Source organism: Pseudomonas sp. GW821-FHT01E05 (assembly GCF_059422425.1).
Genome location: NZ_JBWKWW010000009.1, coordinates 85,846 through 100,438, shown reverse-complemented (window position 1 = coordinate 100,438; position 14,593 = coordinate 85,846). Strand labels below are relative to the sequence as shown.

The following is a 14,593-nucleotide window of genomic DNA, read 5'->3' as shown; positions in this document are numbered from 1 at the left end:
CTGGCTACGCAAAGCTTGAGTCAGACTGTCAACCGGTCATCCCGAAAATCGCGCAGTGCCTGCTCGATCTCTTCCCGGGTGTTCATCACAAACGGCCCGTACTGCACGATCGGCTCGTCCAGCGGCTTGCCGGCGATTAGCAGAACCCTTGCGCCCGACTGGCTGCTCAGCTGTAACTCGCCCTCATTGGACAAGCGAATCAGCTTACTGGCGCCGATGCTCTGGACCTGCCCCGGCAGCTCCACCTGGCCTTCGTAGACATACAGCAGCGCACGATGCCCCTCGGGCAGGCGAGGGCTGATGCTGCTGCCCGCCGGTAGATGAATGTCGAAGTAATGCGGCTCGGTATCCGGGCGCTCAACCGCACCGACTTGCTGTATCTGGCCGTCATCGAACCGACCGGCGATCACCACCACCTCGACGCCGTTTTTGGTCTTTGTCCGTGGAATATCTGCCGGCTGAATATCCCGGTAACTGGCGGTGTCGAGTTTGTGCTTGCCCGGCAGGTTCAGCCACAGCTGGAAACCGCGCATCACGCCTTCTTCCTGTTCCGGCATTTCACTGTGAATGATGCCCTTGGCCGCGGTCATCCATTGCACGCCACCGCCCTCGAGCAAGCCGACATTGCCCAGATGGTCTTCGTGGCGCATGCGGCCTTCCAGCATGTAGGTCACGGTTTCAAAACCGCGATGGGGATGCGGTGGGAAGCCGGCAATGTAGTCGTCAGGATTTTGCGATCCAAATTCATCGAGCATCAGGAATGGATCGAAACGTTCAACGCCCTGGCCACCGAAGACCCGGGTCAGTTTCACCCCGGCACCGTCGGACGCCGGTTGTCCGGTATGAATGCTGAGTACTTTGCGAGATTGAGTCATTGGTGCAACTCCTGATCAGTGTGGAATGGACCCATGCTACGTCAGGCCAATTGATCATTGGTTGCGAATTTTGCGGGGTAGTTATCTGGTTTTTCGATTGATCTATAGGGGAACGGGTGATGGCCTCGAAAAGATCGCAGCCTGCGGCAGCTCCTTGTACAAAACCTGCATACATTCCGTGGGAGCTGGCGAAGCCTGCGATCTTTTGATCTTCCGTCACGGCACATCGGGAAGATCGGCACTATCGATCAGAAGTGAAATTTCACCAACAAGCTCGCGGTGTCCTGATTGGTTGTGAAGGAGGGGGTGTCCTCGATCCCGTATTTGTTCTTCCAGTAGTCGTATTCGATACCGACGTACAGCTGCTTCTCGCCCCAGTTCAGCGCCTTGCCCAAGTCATATTTGATTTGCGGATTGAAGTGCAGGTTGGCGTGGTAGGTGCCTTTGGCGGTCTGGTCGTTGTCGACCACCCAGTCCATGTAGCCGTCGATCAAGACGTTCGACTTGCCCATCGGGATGGTATAGGACCACACCGGAGTGATCTGCCAGACGTTATTACCCGGGCGGTTGCCTTCGGGATGGCGCTGGTAGAAGTTCAGCTGGAAGTAGTCGAAGCCGGGAATCGCCAGGTCGAAGCCCGGACCAATCAGGTAGGACTCGGTATCGTTTTCGCCAAACTCGTAAGTCATGGCCAGCAAGACATCCTTGATCGGGCCGAACTCCAGCTTCTGGTCGAAGATCTTGCCGAATGACAGGCGTGGGCTGAACTCGCCGTAATAGGTATCCGAGCCAACATCGTGGTCTTTTTTACCGTTGTAGAAGATCCGGTCCAGAAAGAAGAAGTTATCTCCATATTTCCAGGCATCGGCGTGTTCGAAAGTGACGGTTTGCTGGATCGCAGGGTTGACCTTGAAGCCTTTGCCCCATAAGTAAGTCAGGCTGTTGTTCTGCCATTGCAGCAGATCGCCGGCCATCGCCTGCCCCCCCGCCAACAAGGATCCGGCAAGCATCAGGCTGGTGCACGTACGTTTCATTCGGTTGCTCCCAAAGTAGGTTGTTCCACGTATTTTTTAAGTTGGCGCTCTGGTGTGGCGCCTTTTTTCGTTGCTGTAAAAATCATCCGATCGGTCAGCTTTATTGCTGGTAGCAAGAGCTGAACCAAGGCAAAAAAAACAAAAAAACTCCCGCTCGGCTGCCTTGAAACAGTCGATTGAGAGTTGATTCAATTTTGATTCGGTATGCCTCGGGACTAACCGGTGCCGGGATAAGCTGGCTATCTGGTCAGGTTTTATATCTGGAGTTTTTTTTTGAGCGGATTCGGGCGGCCGCGGAGAATACTGGCTCGCGCAGCATGGCTTAAGTGCCCCGTAACAGAGCGCTTGTAACAAGATTAGGGCACGGTTGCGGGCCATCTTAGAGGTGCCCCTTGACCAGCAGGCTGGAGTGTTTGCGTTTCATGGTGTTGCTCCCTGATTGTTTTTATTGTTAAGGCGCAGGCAGCCGCTGACTGCGACCAGGCTTCAAGTCCGGTCGCAGTCATGTGTGTGTAGTGGGTGTTGACTAAAACGGCTGACACCGCGGGGGCGGCAGGCGTACCGCCCCTCAGGTCAGTGCTGGTGGGCTTGCCGAGCGTTACTGGCGGCTCGTTCAGCACCACCCAATATGTTGAACAACAGGTTCAACGAGAGGGCACTGATGGTCGCCATGGCGATGCCGCTGTGGGTGATGGGGCGCACCACCCTGGACATAAACGGCGCGATGAGCATGCCGAAGAAACCGGCAGCGATGGTCGCCCCGAAGATCCCGGTCATGCCGATGCCTGGCATGCCAGCCATGGCCACCATGCTGCCCACCGCAGCGAAACTGGCGCCCATCATCACCGGCATACGAATTCCCATGGGACCGATGCCCAGCGATTGCACCACGGTGGCAATCCCGGCAACCAGCAGGTCGGCATTGATCAGGAAGGCGATTTCTTCACGACTCAGGCCCGCGGCCTGTCCGATGATCAGCGGCACAGCAATGGCGCCGCCGTACATCAGCAGAACGTGTTGCAGGCCGACCAGAATCAGTTGCAAAAGGGGCAAGCGCTGAACGGCGGGTGCGTCGGGGATGCGCGCTTCGGATAGCTCGGACATGCAACACCTCGGATCTTTTTTATTCTTGTGATTTTTTGATTCTGGCGACCGCTGCTCGGTCATCGCGGGCAAGCCTCGCTCCTACAGGATCTCACCGTCCGTAGGAGCGAGGCTTGCCCGCGAAGGCGGTTTCAAATGTTGCTTAGTTGGTCCGGGCTCCCTGAGCAATCCAGGCGCCGATCAGGTCACGTTCCTGCTGGGTCATCTGTGTGATGTTGCCCAGGGGCATGATCTGAGTGGTGACAGCCTGGGCCTGAATCCGCGGTGCCAGTTGCTGGATCTGTTGCGGGGTATCGAACATCACCCCGGCGGGAGCTGCGCTGAACAACGGGCTGGTTGGGTTGGCCGAATGGCACACCGCGCAGCGTTCCTGAATCACGCTGTGAACCTTGTTGAAGTCCGGGGCGCTAGCGTTGGCAGTGGAAGCCTGGGTCGGTGCCGCAGCGGGTGGGGCGGCTTCAGGCTTGGCGCCACTGATGGCGGTTTCCGGAATCGGCTGGTACTCGATCTTCGCCGGTGCCTTGGCCACTTCAGGGGCGCTCGACATCTGTGTCGGGCCGGTCACGTAAGCCAGGCAGATCATGCCCAATGCCGCGACAGGCAAGGTCCAGGCGAACTTGTGGCTCTCGTGACGGGTGTTGAAGTAGTGACGCACCAACACCGCCAGCACCGCGATCCCGGCCAGGATCAGCCAGTTGTATTGGCTGCCGTAGGTGCTCGGGAAGTGGTTGCTGATCATGATGAACAGCACCGGCAAGGTGAAGTAGTTGTTGTGCCGCGAACGCAACAGGCCTTTGGCCGGCAACGCCGGATCGGGCGTTCGGTTTTCGGCGATGGCTGCGACGAGCGCGCGCTGTGCCGGCATGATGATACGGAATACGTTACCGACCATGATGGTGCCGATAATGGCGCCGACATGCAGGTACGCACCGCGACCGCTGAACACTTTGCTGAAGCCGTACGCCGCAGCGATCAACAGCACGAACAGGATCAGGCCGAGCAGGGCAGGGCGTTTGCCCAGCGCCGAATCGCACAGGAAGGAATAGACGAACCAGCCGATGAACAACGAGCCGATGCCGATGGCTACGCCTTCAGGGCCGCTCAGGCCGCTGCCGGGTGCCACGAGATACAGAACCGGGTTGGAGTAGAACACCACGCACAACAGCGCGATCCCCGACATCCAGGTGAAGTAGGCTTCCCATTTGAACCAGTGCAGGTTGTCCGGCATGGTCGGCGGGGCCAGTTTGTATTTTTCCAGGTGGTAGATACCGCCACCGTGGATCGCCCACAAGTCGCCTGCCAGACCTTCTTTCGGGTTGACCCGATTGAGGTTGTTTTCCAGCCAGACAAAGTAGAACGAAGCGCCGATCCAGGCGACGCCAGTGATCATGTGAACCCAGCGTATGCTCAGGTTCAGCCATTCCATCAGATGTGCTTGCACAGTCTTTACCTCTCGCCTGTCACTCTGTTGTCGAGTGATCAGACCTTCTCTTATTGGTGGGGGGCGAGGATCAAACGCTCATCCTCTTTGAAAAAATGCTCATCGCAGTTATTGCCTGTGCCACTGCGATCAACCACCAGGAAGTCATCCCGCTTTTCGATCGTCAGCACCGGATGGTGCCAAACGCCGCGATGGTAATTAATGCCCTGCCTGCCGTTGGTGACGAAGGCGCGGACCAAGCCTGATACAGGTTCATCGCCAAGTGGCGCGACCACGATCAGAAAGGGGTTGCCGAGCAGCGGTATGAAAGCCTGGCTGCCCAGCGGATGGCGCTCCAGCATGCAAACGGTCAGCGGCATGTCCTGCGCATCGGCGCGGAAGATGCTGATGATCGCCTTGTCGTCTGGCGTGGCCGTTTCAACCTCGGCCAGACGATGGAAGCGCATGGTCGAACCGTTGTTGATCATGAAGTGATCGCTGCCATCGGTTTCGATCACGTCACCGAAAGGGGCGAAGGCTTCTTTGGTCAATGGTTCAATCATCAATGTGCGCATGCTGTTCTTCTTTTCTTTGAGTTCAGTATCGATCGTTCCCACGCTCCGCGTGGGAATGCCGGCATGGACGCTCCGCGTCCGCTGTGACGCGGAGCGTCACGGTATGCATTCCCACGCAGAGCGTGGGAACGATCATCTGTTATTTTGCAACCTTGCCCAGTACACGCAGGCGACTCACACCACCGTCCGGGAACACGTTCAGGCGGATGTGAGTGATAGGGCCCAAGGCTTTGATCTGCTCGGCGAAGGTGTGCTCGGCGTGCATTTCCAGCTTCTGGGCCGGCAGCAGTTCACGCCAGAACAGGCTTTGGGTCTCGATCTGGCTGTCGGTACCGCCCTTGACGAACGCGCCCTGGATCGAGCAGGTGTCGGGGTAGTTGCCCTTGAAGTGCAGGGTGTCGACGATGATTTTTTCGATCTCGCCCGGGTGGCCGAGGGCGACGATTACCCAGTCGTTGCCGGGTGTGCGACGGCGGGCAGTTTCCCAGCCGTCGCCCATGTTGATGCCGCGACCCGGGTTCAGGATGTTGCTCATGCGACCGAAGTGTTCGTCGGAGCAAGCGAGGGCGCGACCGCCGTTCAGGGCAGCTGCCAGATCGATCTGTTCGTTGTCGCCGACCGCCGACCAGTCGCGGAACGGAATGCCGTATACGCGCAGACGCGCTACGCCGCCATCCGGGTAGATGTTGAAACGCAGGTGGCTGAAGGCCTGATCGTTATTGATCTCGTGGAAGTGATGGCTGTTGCCTTGCAACTCGACAGCCGACAGCACTTCGACCCACTGGGTGTTTTCAGTCGGTTCGCCGCAAGCCACGAAGCAGGCTTCCAGGGAGGCAGACGGCGGGAAGTTGCCGGTGAAGAATGAGGTGTCGATGTCCACGCCTTTGATCGAGCCAGGCACGCCCAGGCGGATTACCGCGCTGTCGTAGCCTTCGAAGCGCTTGCGGCGCGACTCCCAGCCGTCCATCCACTTGCCGTTGTCATCGAAAACGCCCTCCTTCCACACGGCCGGGGTCGGCTGGAACAGGCGGTTGGCGTCAGCGAACCAGTCATCGGTGACCGAGATGATTTTGGTGCCCAGGCGGGCGTCGGCCAGGTTGACGAACTTCTCGAAAGGTACGGCGTAAGCTTTCATTCTTCTTGTCTGCCTTGAAATAAGTGGCTGGGGATGCTCGCAGGGCCCGGGGCGGTTTCGGCGTTCATGAAATCGTCAGGGCCAAGGTTGCTATAGAGTCAGTAATCGGAACAGGGCGATCTTGTTGATCTCTGCCAGCGCGCATTTGAATTCGGTGTCGACCGAGTTGTGGATGCGCGTTTCGAACGCCGCGAGGATCTGATGCCGATCGCTGCCTTTTACCGCCATGATGAAGGGGAACGCGAACTTGCCTTTGTAGGCCTCGTTCAGCTCGGTGAAGCGCTGGAACTCATCGCTCGAGCATTGGTGAATACCGGCGCCAGCCTGTTCGTTAGTGCTGGCTTCGGTCAGTTGGCCCTGGACGGCGGCTTTGCCGGCCAGGTCCGGGTGAGCGTTGATCAGTGCCAGCTGACTGGCGTGATCGGCGCTCAACAGGATATCGCTCATGCGCTGGTGCAGGGTTTCAATCTGGTCGATCCCGGCGTCCTGGCCCAGGTCGTAGGCCTTTTCGGCAACCCATGGCGAGTGTTCGTAGATATCGGCGAAGGCGTCGACGAAGGCTTCACGGCTCAAGGTCGATGGTTTGAGGGTCTGAAAGGCGCTCATTTCGAGTCCCCTCCCTGGTAAGGATGGGTTTGGTGCCAGTGGCGGGCGATGTCGACCCGGCGGCTGAACCAGACCTGCTCGTGGCTCTTGGCGTACTCGATAAAACGCTTCAGTGCGGCCAAACGGGCAGGGCGGCCGATCAGGCGGCAGTGCAAACCGATGGACAGCATCTTCGGCGATTCGGCGCCTTCAGCGTAGAGCACGTCGAACGCGTCTTTGAGGTACTGGTAGAAATCGTCGCCCTTGTTGAACCCCTGCACCTGGGTGAAGCGCATGTCGTTGGTGTCGAGGGTGTACGGGATCACCAGGTGTGGCTTGCCGGTCGGGTTGTTCGGTTCCCAGTAGGGCAGGTCGTCGTCGTAGGTGTCGCAGTCATAGAGAAAACCGCCTTCTTCCATCACCAGGCGACGGGTGTTCGGCCCGGTGCGGCCGGTGTACCAGCCCAGCGGGCGCTCGCCGCTGATTTCGGTGAGGATGCGGATCGCTTCGAGCATGTGCTCGCGTTCCTGCGCCTCGTCCATGTACTGGTAGTCGATCCAGCGGTAACCATGGCTGCAGATCTCGTGACCGGCTTGAACCATGGCGCGGATAACGTCTGGATGGCGCTGGGCGGCCATGGCCACGGCGAAGATGGTCAGCGGAATGTTGAATTCCTTGAACAGCTTGAGGATCCGCCAGACGCCGGCACGGCTGCCGTACTCGTAAAGGGATTCCATGCTCATGTTGCGCTCGCCTTGCAGTGGCTGCGCCGAGACCATTTCCGAGAGGAAGGCTTCCGACTCTTTGTCGCCGTGCAGGATGTTGCGTTCGCCGCCTTCCTCATAATTGAGTACGAATGACAAGGCGATGCGGGCATTGCCCGGCCAGTGTGGGTGAGGAGGGTTACTGCCGTAACCGATCAGGTCGCGTGGGTAGTCAGCGCTCACTGCAGTCTTCCTTCTTGTTCGTGGTGTCTTGTTCGTGACAAGGGGTGTGTGACGACCTGGCGATGAGATGACAGGCTGGTGTCACAGCGATGGAATGATTGTATACAACTTTATTGGCACTTTGTAAGCCTGAATTTTTGCAAATTTCACTGATTGTCATCAAAAAAGGGTATTGCAAGAAACCTGCCTGATTGGTCAGCTAATTAATGGGATATCGCCTAATCTCAAGGCGTGGCTGTAAATTCACTTACAACCCAAGGCTGACAGGGCTGAAGGCAGATAGGTGATTTTTATTGTGTACAATTTTTTTGAAAAGTGTCTTAATCAGTCGCTCGCCGCCCTTTTTCGTGCTCCGAAACGGTGCGGTCTCCTTTTTAACTGACTTCGGGAGGCGCGAGGCCTGGCTGCTTGAACCGCAGGCAGGCGCGCAGAATCAATGGGACGTTTGACTACACACGTATTGGATGCCGCACACGGTTGCCCTGGCAGCTCGATCAAGGTTGAGTTGTACCGGGTTGAAGGCACGCAGCTGGAGCTGGTCGCCAGCGCGCTGACCAACAGCGATGGCCGTTGCGATGCGCCGTTGTTGCAGGGCGATGATTACCGTTCCGGGGTCTATCAACTGCAGTTCCATGCAGGCGACTACTACCGTGCCCGCGGGGTACAGCTGCCGGAGCCGGCATTTCTCGATGTGGTGGTGCTGCGCTTTGGTATCTCGGCCGAGCAGGATCACTATCACGTGCCCCTGCTGATTTCGCCCTACAGCTATTCGACTTACCGAGGAAGCTAGACTCCCCCACGAATCTGCGCAAAAGCTTCTTTGGTCTTTCGCCCGCTCACACTGCGGGCTTTTTTTCGTCTGTGTGTAGGAGCAGCCGGTCGACGCTCGATTGGTCCGGGCGGCGTTCCGACGATGGACTCAAGGGCGGCGCGTTTATTCAGAAAACACGCGTTATCGTTAACGTCCATCGTGAGCAATCGAGCGTCGACCGGCTGCTCCTACACCGCGATGCATTTAGCGGCTCAACAACGAAGCCGCGCCCGCGCCACTGAACAACCCGGCACTGATCCGGTTGAACCAGCTCTGACCCTTGCCGCTGCGCAGATACCGCGCTGCACCATGGGCACCGAGGCCGTAGGCCAGCTTGCAGAGCAGATCAAGCGCGGTCCAGGTGGCGATCATGATCAACAACTGCGGTAGAAACGGCTGCTCGGCGCTGAGAAACTGCGGCAGAAAGGCGGCGAAGAACAGGATGTCTTTGGGATTGCTCGCACCCAATACGAACGCGCGCCCAAACAGTGCGCGAAAGCGCGGAACAGGTGCCGCGTGTGGCACTTCTGTGGTGTGGGCCGGTTGCCGCGATTGCTGCCAGCTCTGCCAGGCAAGGTAGAACAGGTACAGTGCGCCGACGATTTTCAGTGCGCTGAACAGCTGCTCAGAGGCCAGCAGCAAGGCGCCAAGACCCAAAGCCGAGGCGCTGAGCAGGCAGATGGAGGCAATCACTCCGCCCAGAAACGCCGGGTAAGAGCGGCGCAAACCGTAGTTCAAACTGTTGCTGATCATCAATAAAGACAGTGGTCCCGGGATCAGAATTACCACCAGCGCGGCGCCGCTGAACAACAGCCAGGTTTCCAGATTCATCACTTTTCTCCTAATGTGCAAAAGCCCCACCCGGCGGGGTGAGGCTGGTTAAAGCGTCTGTTGCTTACAAGAAAATGAACTTGGCGATAAAGATCGCGCACAGCACCCATAAGCTGATGGATATTTCCTTGTGTTTGCCGGTACCGGCCTTCAACACAACATAACTGATGAAGCCCAGTGCGATACCGTCGGCGACCGAGAAGGTCAGCGGCATCATGATCATGGTGACAATCGCCGGAATGCTGTCAGTGGCTTCGCTCCACTTGATGTGCTCCATGCCGCCCATCATGAGCATCGCCACGTATATCAGTGCGCCAGCGGTTGCATAAGCGGGGATCATGCCAGCCAGCGGCGCGAAAAACATCGCGGCAATGAACAGTACGCCAACCGTGACTGCCGTCAGACCGGTACGGCCACCCGCGGCTACACCGGCGGCACTCTCCACATAGCTGGTGACCGGCGGCACACCGACCATTGCGCCAAACACGCTGGAAGCACTGTCGGCTTTCAATGCGCGGGAGAGGTTTTCGATCTTGCCATCAGCGTTCACCAGACCGGCCCGTTGCGCGACGCCCATCAGGGTGCCGGCGGTGTCGAACATGTGCACGAAGAGGAACGCCAGCACCACACTGATCATGCTGACGTTGAACACGCCGGCGATGTCCATGGCCATCCAGGTCGGGGCAAGGCTGGGTGGGGTGGAGAAGATTCCGTTGTACTGCACCAAACCCAGTCCCCAGCCGGCAGCGGTTACGCTGATGATGCTGATCAGGATCGCGCCGAATACCCGGTGATAGCTGAGCACCGCAATCATCAGGAAACAGACCGCTGCCAGCAGCGGACCAGGCTCACGCAGGGAGCCGAGTTTGATCAGGGTGGCCGGGCTGTCGACGATAATCCCGGAGGTTTTCAGGCCGATGATGCCAAGAAACAATCCGACCCCTGCGCCCATCGCATAACGCAAGCTCACCGGAATGCTGTTGAGCAGCCACTCACGCACCCGTGACAGGGTCAGAATCATGAACAGCACACCGGAAATGAACACCGCACCCAGCGCGGTTTCCCAGTTGTAGCCCATGGTGCCGACGACGGTGTAGGTGAAGAAGGCATTCAAGCCCATGCCCGGCGCCAGGCCGACCGGCCAGTTGGCGTACAAGCCCATCAACAGGCAACCCAGCGCGGCGGCGATGCAGGTTGCGACGAAGGCTGCGCCGTGGTCGATCCCGGCGTCAGCCATGATGTTCGGGTTGACGAAGATGATGTAGGCCATGGTGATGAAGGTTGTCAGACCGGCAATCAGCTCGGTCTTCACCGTGGTGCCGTGCAAACTGAGCTTGAAGAGGCGTTCCAGCCAGCTGTTGTTCAACGACGGTGAAAGGTCCAGCGTAGGGGCTTCGGATTTGCGGCTTTCCACAGCGAGTACTCCTCAAGAGTTTTATTGTTTTTTCCAGAACCGGACACGCGATGGTGGGCAGCGGCTCTTTGAGGCATGTAAGGCTTGCGGGCTTTTGTTGACTGTAAGGTCAGGAACTCGCACGAAGCGAATTATGCTTTTGTATACAAATAAAGCAAATAATGTTTTTGTTTTTGTGTGCGAAAAGGATGAAAGGAAGGATATATGGAGAGGGAGGGGGCAGATCCCGTTGATTGATCGTTCCCACGCTCTGCGTGGGAATGCATCTTGTGACGCTCCGCGTCACGCTTCAAAGCGGACGCAGAGCGTCCAGGGCGGCATTCCCACGCGGAGCGCGGGAACGATCAGGAAAAGCGGGGGGCTTCAACTCGAGCAGTTTTCCCCCAGCGCCTTATTCACCGCCAGCCAGCCATTCACCGCGGTCTCGCCGGCCTCGGCAAACACTCGCTGCAAAAGTTTCACCTGCTCACGTCGCAGCGACTGCTCAAAGCGCGCGCCCTCGATGGTCAGCTCCAGCAGACGCTTACGCTTGTCCGAATCTGGCGCAACGCTGTTTACCAGGTGCATTTCCATCAACTGACGCAGTGGAGTGTTCAAGGCTTGCTTGCTCACCCCGAGCACCGTCAGCAGTTCTTTCACGCTGAGGCCTGGATAGCGGGCGATAAAAAACACGATGCGCTGATGCACCCGGCTCAAGCCCCGGCGTGCGAGCATTTCGTCGGCTTTGGCGGTGAACGCCTGGTAACCGAAGAAAAAAGCTTCCATGGCGGCTTGTTGAGTAATTTGATTTTTAAGGTCAAGCATATTGACGTATCTGCGTGTGTCATCGTAATTTCGGTCAACTAGTTTGACTTATTTTCCTCAAGCCTCGCTACGGTGACCACCATGGCTTTTTCCGAACGTGTCTCGCGCCTTAAAAGTTCTTTGATTCGTGAAATCCTCGCCGCAGCCCAGCGTCCGGAAGTGATGTCGTTCGCCGGCGGTCTGCCCGCCGAAGCGATGCTGCCCAAAATCGAATGGACCGGCATGCCGCTGTCGATGGGCCAATATGGCATGAGCGAAGGCGAGCCGGCATTGCGCGAAGCACTCGCGGCCGAAGCTCGAGCCTTGGGTGTGCCGTGCCAGGCCAGCCAGGTATTGGTGGTCAGCGGATCCCAGCAGACCCTCGATCTGGCCGCCAAGCTGTACATCGACAAAGGCACCGAGATCATTCTCGAAGCGCCGACTTACCTGGCGGCACTGCAAATTTTCCAGCTGTTCGGTGCGCACTGCCTGACTGTGCCGCTGCAAGCTGACGGCCCGGATCTGCTGGAATTGCGCGCCCGCCTGGAAAAACACCAGCCAGCATTCATTTACCTGATCCCAACCTTCCAGAACCCATCAGCGGTGCGCTACAGCGAGACCAAACGCGATGCGGTGGCGGCGTTGCTGGACGAGTTTGGCGTGACCCTGATCGAAGATGAACCTTATCGCGAGCTGACTTTCGATGACGGCAGCGCCACACCGATCGTCAGTCGCTTGAAAAAGGCCAGCTGGATTTACACCGGTACGGTGTCCAAGACCTTGCTACCCGGTCTGCGGGTCGGTTATTTGATTGCCAGTCCGGATCTGTTCCCGCACCTGTTGCGGCTCAAGCAGTCAGCCGACCTGCACACCAATCGTGTCGGTCAGTGGCAGGCGATGCAGTGGATCGGCACCGAAAAATTTCGCAACCATCTGGTCGAACTGCGTGGCTTTTACCGCGTGCGCCGCGATGCCTTTCAGGCGGCGCTTGAAAAACACTTCGCCGATCTGGCTGATTGGCAGGTGCCTCAAGGCGGGCTGTTTTTCTGGTTGACCTTGAAAAAACCGCTGGACACCCGCACTTTGCTCAAGCCGGCGCTGGCGCAAGACGTGGCGTTCATGCCGGGCGAACCGTTTTTTTCCGACCCGGATCGCAATCCAGGTCACTTGCGGCTGAATTTCAGCCACATCGATTCAGCGCGTCTGGACGAAGGTCTCAAGCGGCTGGCCGCCGTCGTACGTCAAGCACAAGCTGCGCAGGAAGCTTAAGGGGAGGGGCTATGTACAAGGTTTATGGCGATTACCGTTCGGGCAACTGCTACAAGATCAAGCTGATGCTCAATCTGCTGGGCCTCGAGTTCCAGTGGCAGAGCGTGGATATTTTGAAGGGCGACACCCAGACTGCCGAGTTCCTGGCCAAGAATCCCAATGGCAAGATCCCGGTGCTGGAACTTGAGGACGGCACTTACTTGTGGGAGTCGAACGCGATCCTCAACTTCCTCGCCGACGGCAGTGAGTTCCTGCCGGGCGAACCACGCTTGCGTACCCAGGTTCTGCAATGGCAGTTCTTCGAGCAGTACAGTCACGAGCCGTATATTGCAGTAGCGCGGTTTATCCAGCTCTATCTGGGCCTGCCGGAAGATCGTCGCCACGAATATGAAAAGCTGCAAAAACGCGGTTACAAGGCGTTGGACGTGATGGAGCATCAGCTCACCCGCACGCCGTATCTGGTGGGCGAGCAGTATTCGATCGCGGATATCGCGCTGTATGCCTATACCCATGTCGCCCATGAAGGCGGCTTTGACCTGAGTCGCTATCCGGGGATTCAGGCCTGGATGCAGCGTGTGGCCAGCCATCCAAAGCACATCGGAATGCTCGATTGAGCTGACCGCAAAAACAATTAAACCGGCCAATGAGCCGGTTTAATTTTGTCTGAAGCCTGTGTTGCTTGTGCCCGCCTCTTCGTGGGCAAGCCCGGCTCCTGCAGGTTCCGCGTTGTCCTTGCTCGCGATGGCGTCAGTAAGCGCTACACAAGTTGCTCAGGCTGCCGCAAACCGCTTATCCAGATAATCAATGATCACCTTGGACTCATACATCCAGGTGGTCTGGCCGTTCTCTTCGATACGCAGGCACGGCACTTTGATCTTGCCGCCTTGCTCCAGCAGGGTCTGGCGATCCTGTTCGTTGTTTTTCGCATCGCGCAGGGCCACCGGTACATTCAGACGGCGTAGGGTGCGGCGAGTCTTCACGCAGAACGGGCAGGCGTGGAATTGATACAGGGTCAAGTCCCTGGCGGCTTGCTCGACCTTAGCCTGAGCGGCGCCGGTGCGCTGTTGCTTGCGCGGACGGGTGATGAAGTCGATGAAGATGATGAGTTGGCCCAGGCCGACTCGAAGCGCTTTGACGAACACGGTTAAAGCCTCTTGCCCATAAGTGAAGGGGCGGCAGCTTACCTGATTTTTTACCGACGAAAAAAAACCGGCGATGAACGCCGGTCCTTTTGTTCGCCGGGTTTACTTGATCAGGCTGAGAAACTCGCTGCGGGTCGCCGCATTTTCGCGGAACTCACCGAGCATCACCGAGGTGATCATCGACGAATTCTGTTTCTCCACACCGCGCATCATCATGCACATGTGTTTGGCTTCGATAACTACCGCAACGCCCAGAGCGCCGGTCACTTCCTGGACCGCTTCGGCGATTTGCCGGCTGAGGTTTTCCTGGATCTGCAGGCGGCGGGCGTACATGTCGACGATCCGCGCGACTTTCGACAGGCCAAGTACCTTGCCGCTAGGGATATACGCGACATGCGCTTTTCCGATGAAAGGCAGCAGGTGGTGTTCGCACAGCGAGTAGAGCTCGATGTCCTTGACCAGCACCATTTCGCTGTTATCGGAACTGAACAAGGCACCGTTGGTGACCTGTTCCAGCGTTTGCTCATAACCGCGGCAAAGGTACTGCATAGCTTTGGCGGCACGTTTTGGCGTGTCGAGCAAACCTTCGCGGGAGACGTCCTCGCCAAGCTGGCCGAGAATCGCCGTGTAATTCTGTTCCAGGGACATGAAACTACCTGTGGGATTTT

Annotated in this window: 16 protein-coding genes; 3 read left to right on the top strand and 13 right to left on the bottom strand. The window is 57.8% G+C overall.

Features of this window, described 5'->3' with window-relative positions; genetic code table 11:
* Positions 1–20: 20 nt before the first annotated feature.
* The 8 genes from AC07W5_RS20435 to puuE form a co-directional block, all read right to left on the bottom strand.
* Positions 21–875 (bottom strand): pirin family protein, encoded by an 855-nt coding sequence (locus AC07W5_RS20435; protein WP_495024214.1) that lies wholly within the window; start codon positions 873–875, stop codon positions 21–23.
* A 248-nt stretch (positions 876–1,123) separates the two neighbouring features.
* Positions 1,124–1,909 carry an outer membrane protein OmpK gene (locus tag AC07W5_RS20430; RefSeq protein ID WP_494993769.1) on the bottom strand — a complete coding sequence of 262 codons (786 nt, stop codon included), beginning with the start codon at positions 1,907–1,909 and terminating at the stop codon, positions 1,124–1,126.
* A gap of 573 nt (positions 1,910–2,482) precedes the next feature.
* Positions 2,483–3,013, bottom strand: coding sequence for a solute carrier family 23 protein (locus AC07W5_RS20425; RefSeq protein WP_495024213.1), 531 nt, complete (start codon positions 3,011–3,013; stop codon positions 2,483–2,485).
* A 142-nt stretch (positions 3,014–3,155) separates the two neighbouring features.
* Positions 3,156–4,454 carry a urate hydroxylase PuuD gene (locus AC07W5_RS20420; RefSeq protein ID WP_495012774.1) on the bottom strand — a complete coding sequence of 433 codons (1,299 nt, stop codon included), beginning with the start codon at positions 4,452–4,454 and terminating at the stop codon, positions 3,156–3,158.
* A gap of 50 nt (positions 4,455–4,504) precedes the next feature.
* Positions 4,505–5,008 carry an ureidoglycolate lyase gene (locus AC07W5_RS20415; RefSeq protein WP_489072066.1) on the bottom strand — a complete coding sequence of 168 codons (504 nt, stop codon included), beginning with the start codon at positions 5,006–5,008 and terminating at the stop codon, positions 4,505–4,507.
* A 139-nt stretch (positions 5,009–5,147) separates the two neighbouring features.
* A complete protein-coding gene (gene alc / locus AC07W5_RS20410) occupies positions 5,148–6,143 on the bottom strand; it encodes an allantoicase (RefSeq protein ID WP_494993773.1) in 996 nt (331 codons plus the stop codon).
* A 90-nt stretch (positions 6,144–6,233) separates the two neighbouring features.
* Positions 6,234–6,749 (bottom strand): 2-oxo-4-hydroxy-4-carboxy-5-ureidoimidazoline decarboxylase, encoded by a 516-nt coding sequence (uraD, locus tag AC07W5_RS20405; RefSeq protein WP_494993774.1) that lies wholly within the window; start codon positions 6,747–6,749, stop codon positions 6,234–6,236.
* Positions 6,746–7,675 (bottom strand): allantoinase PuuE, encoded by a 930-nt coding sequence (gene puuE / locus AC07W5_RS20400; RefSeq protein WP_495024212.1) that lies wholly within the window; start codon positions 7,673–7,675, stop codon positions 6,746–6,748. The genes uraD and puuE overlap by 4 nt, the downstream gene beginning before the upstream one ends.
* Before the next feature lie 436 nt (positions 7,676–8,111).
* Here puuE and uraH point away from each other — a divergent pair, with 436 nt between their 5' ends.
* The gene (gene uraH, locus AC07W5_RS20395) at positions 8,112–8,465 is read left to right on the top strand and encodes a hydroxyisourate hydrolase (protein WP_489357023.1); all 354 of its coding nucleotides are present in this window, start codon (positions 8,112–8,114) and stop codon (positions 8,463–8,465) included.
* Positions 8,466–8,690: 225 nt separating this feature from the next.
* On the opposite strand, the gene AC07W5_RS20390 is transcribed toward uraH, so the two are convergent.
* The 3 genes from AC07W5_RS20390 to AC07W5_RS20380 form a co-directional block, all read right to left on the bottom strand.
* On the bottom strand, positions 8,691–9,317 hold the full coding sequence (locus tag AC07W5_RS20390) for a LysE family translocator (RefSeq protein ID WP_495024211.1): 627 nt from the start codon (positions 9,315–9,317) through the stop codon (positions 8,691–8,693).
* 64 nt (positions 9,318–9,381) lie between these two features.
* Entirely contained in the window at positions 9,382–10,731 is a 1,350-nt protein-coding gene (locus AC07W5_RS20385) for an NCS2 family permease (RefSeq protein ID WP_494993777.1), read from the bottom strand.
* 363 nt (positions 10,732–11,094) lie between these two features.
* Positions 11,095–11,535: a MarR family transcriptional regulator gene (locus AC07W5_RS20380; RefSeq protein WP_495024210.1), complete on the bottom strand. Its 441-nt coding sequence runs from the start codon at positions 11,533–11,535 to the stop codon at positions 11,095–11,097.
* An 81-nt stretch (positions 11,536–11,616) separates the two neighbouring features.
* Here AC07W5_RS20380 and AC07W5_RS20375 point away from each other — a divergent pair, with 81 nt between their 5' ends.
* The gene (locus tag AC07W5_RS20375; protein ID WP_494993779.1) at positions 11,617–12,783 is read left to right on the top strand and encodes an aminotransferase-like domain-containing protein; all 1,167 of its coding nucleotides are present in this window, start codon (positions 11,617–11,619) and stop codon (positions 12,781–12,783) included.
* A gap of 11 nt (positions 12,784–12,794) precedes the next feature.
* Entirely contained in the window at positions 12,795–13,397 is a 603-nt protein-coding gene (locus AC07W5_RS20370) for a glutathione S-transferase family protein (RefSeq protein ID WP_494993780.1), read from the top strand.
* A gap of 156 nt (positions 13,398–13,553) precedes the next feature.
* Here AC07W5_RS20370 and AC07W5_RS20365 read toward each other — a convergent pair whose 3' ends face one another.
* Positions 13,554–13,925 (bottom strand): glutathione S-transferase N-terminal domain-containing protein, encoded by a 372-nt coding sequence (locus AC07W5_RS20365; protein WP_495024209.1) that lies wholly within the window; start codon positions 13,923–13,925, stop codon positions 13,554–13,556.
* 102 nt (positions 13,926–14,027) lie between these two features.
* The gene (gene folE, locus AC07W5_RS20360; protein ID WP_494993782.1) at positions 14,028–14,573 is read right to left on the bottom strand and encodes a GTP cyclohydrolase I FolE; all 546 of its coding nucleotides are present in this window, start codon (positions 14,571–14,573) and stop codon (positions 14,028–14,030) included.
* Between the last annotated feature and the right edge of the window lie 20 nt (positions 14,574–14,593).

Coding starts and splice junctions, on each gene's coding strand:
- uraH (WP_489357023.1), top strand. CDS start 8,112: ATGGGACGTTTGACTACACACGTATTGGATGCCGCACACGGTTGCCCT.
- AC07W5_RS20425 (WP_495024213.1), bottom strand. CDS start 3,013: ATGTCCGAGCTATCCGAAGCGCGCATCCCCGACGCACCCGCCGTTCAG.
- AC07W5_RS20390 (WP_495024211.1), bottom strand. CDS start 9,317: ATGAATCTGGAAACCTGGCTGTTGTTCAGCGGCGCCGCGCTGGTGGTA.
- folE (WP_494993782.1), bottom strand. CDS start 14,573: ATGTCCCTGGAACAGAATTACACGGCGATTCTCGGCCAGCTTGGCGAG.
- alc (WP_494993773.1), bottom strand. CDS start 6,143: ATGAAAGCTTACGCCGTACCTTTCGAGAAGTTCGTCAACCTGGCCGAC.
- AC07W5_RS20430 (WP_494993769.1), bottom strand. CDS start 1,909: ATGAAACGTACGTGCACCAGCCTGATGCTTGCCGGATCCTTGTTGGCG.
- AC07W5_RS20380 (WP_495024210.1), bottom strand. CDS start 11,535: ATGCTTGACCTTAAAAATCAAATTACTCAACAAGCCGCCATGGAAGCT.
- AC07W5_RS20415 (WP_489072066.1), bottom strand. CDS start 5,008: ATGCGCACATTGATGATTGAACCATTGACCAAAGAAGCCTTCGCCCCT.
- AC07W5_RS20370 (WP_494993780.1), top strand. CDS start 12,795: ATGTACAAGGTTTATGGCGATTACCGTTCGGGCAACTGCTACAAGATC.
- uraD (WP_494993774.1), bottom strand. CDS start 6,749: ATGAGCGCCTTTCAGACCCTCAAACCATCGACCTTGAGCCGTGAAGCC.
- AC07W5_RS20375 (WP_494993779.1), top strand. CDS start 11,617: ATGGCTTTTTCCGAACGTGTCTCGCGCCTTAAAAGTTCTTTGATTCGT.
- AC07W5_RS20435 (WP_495024214.1), bottom strand. CDS start 875: ATGACTCAATCTCGCAAAGTACTCAGCATTCATACCGGACAACCGGCG.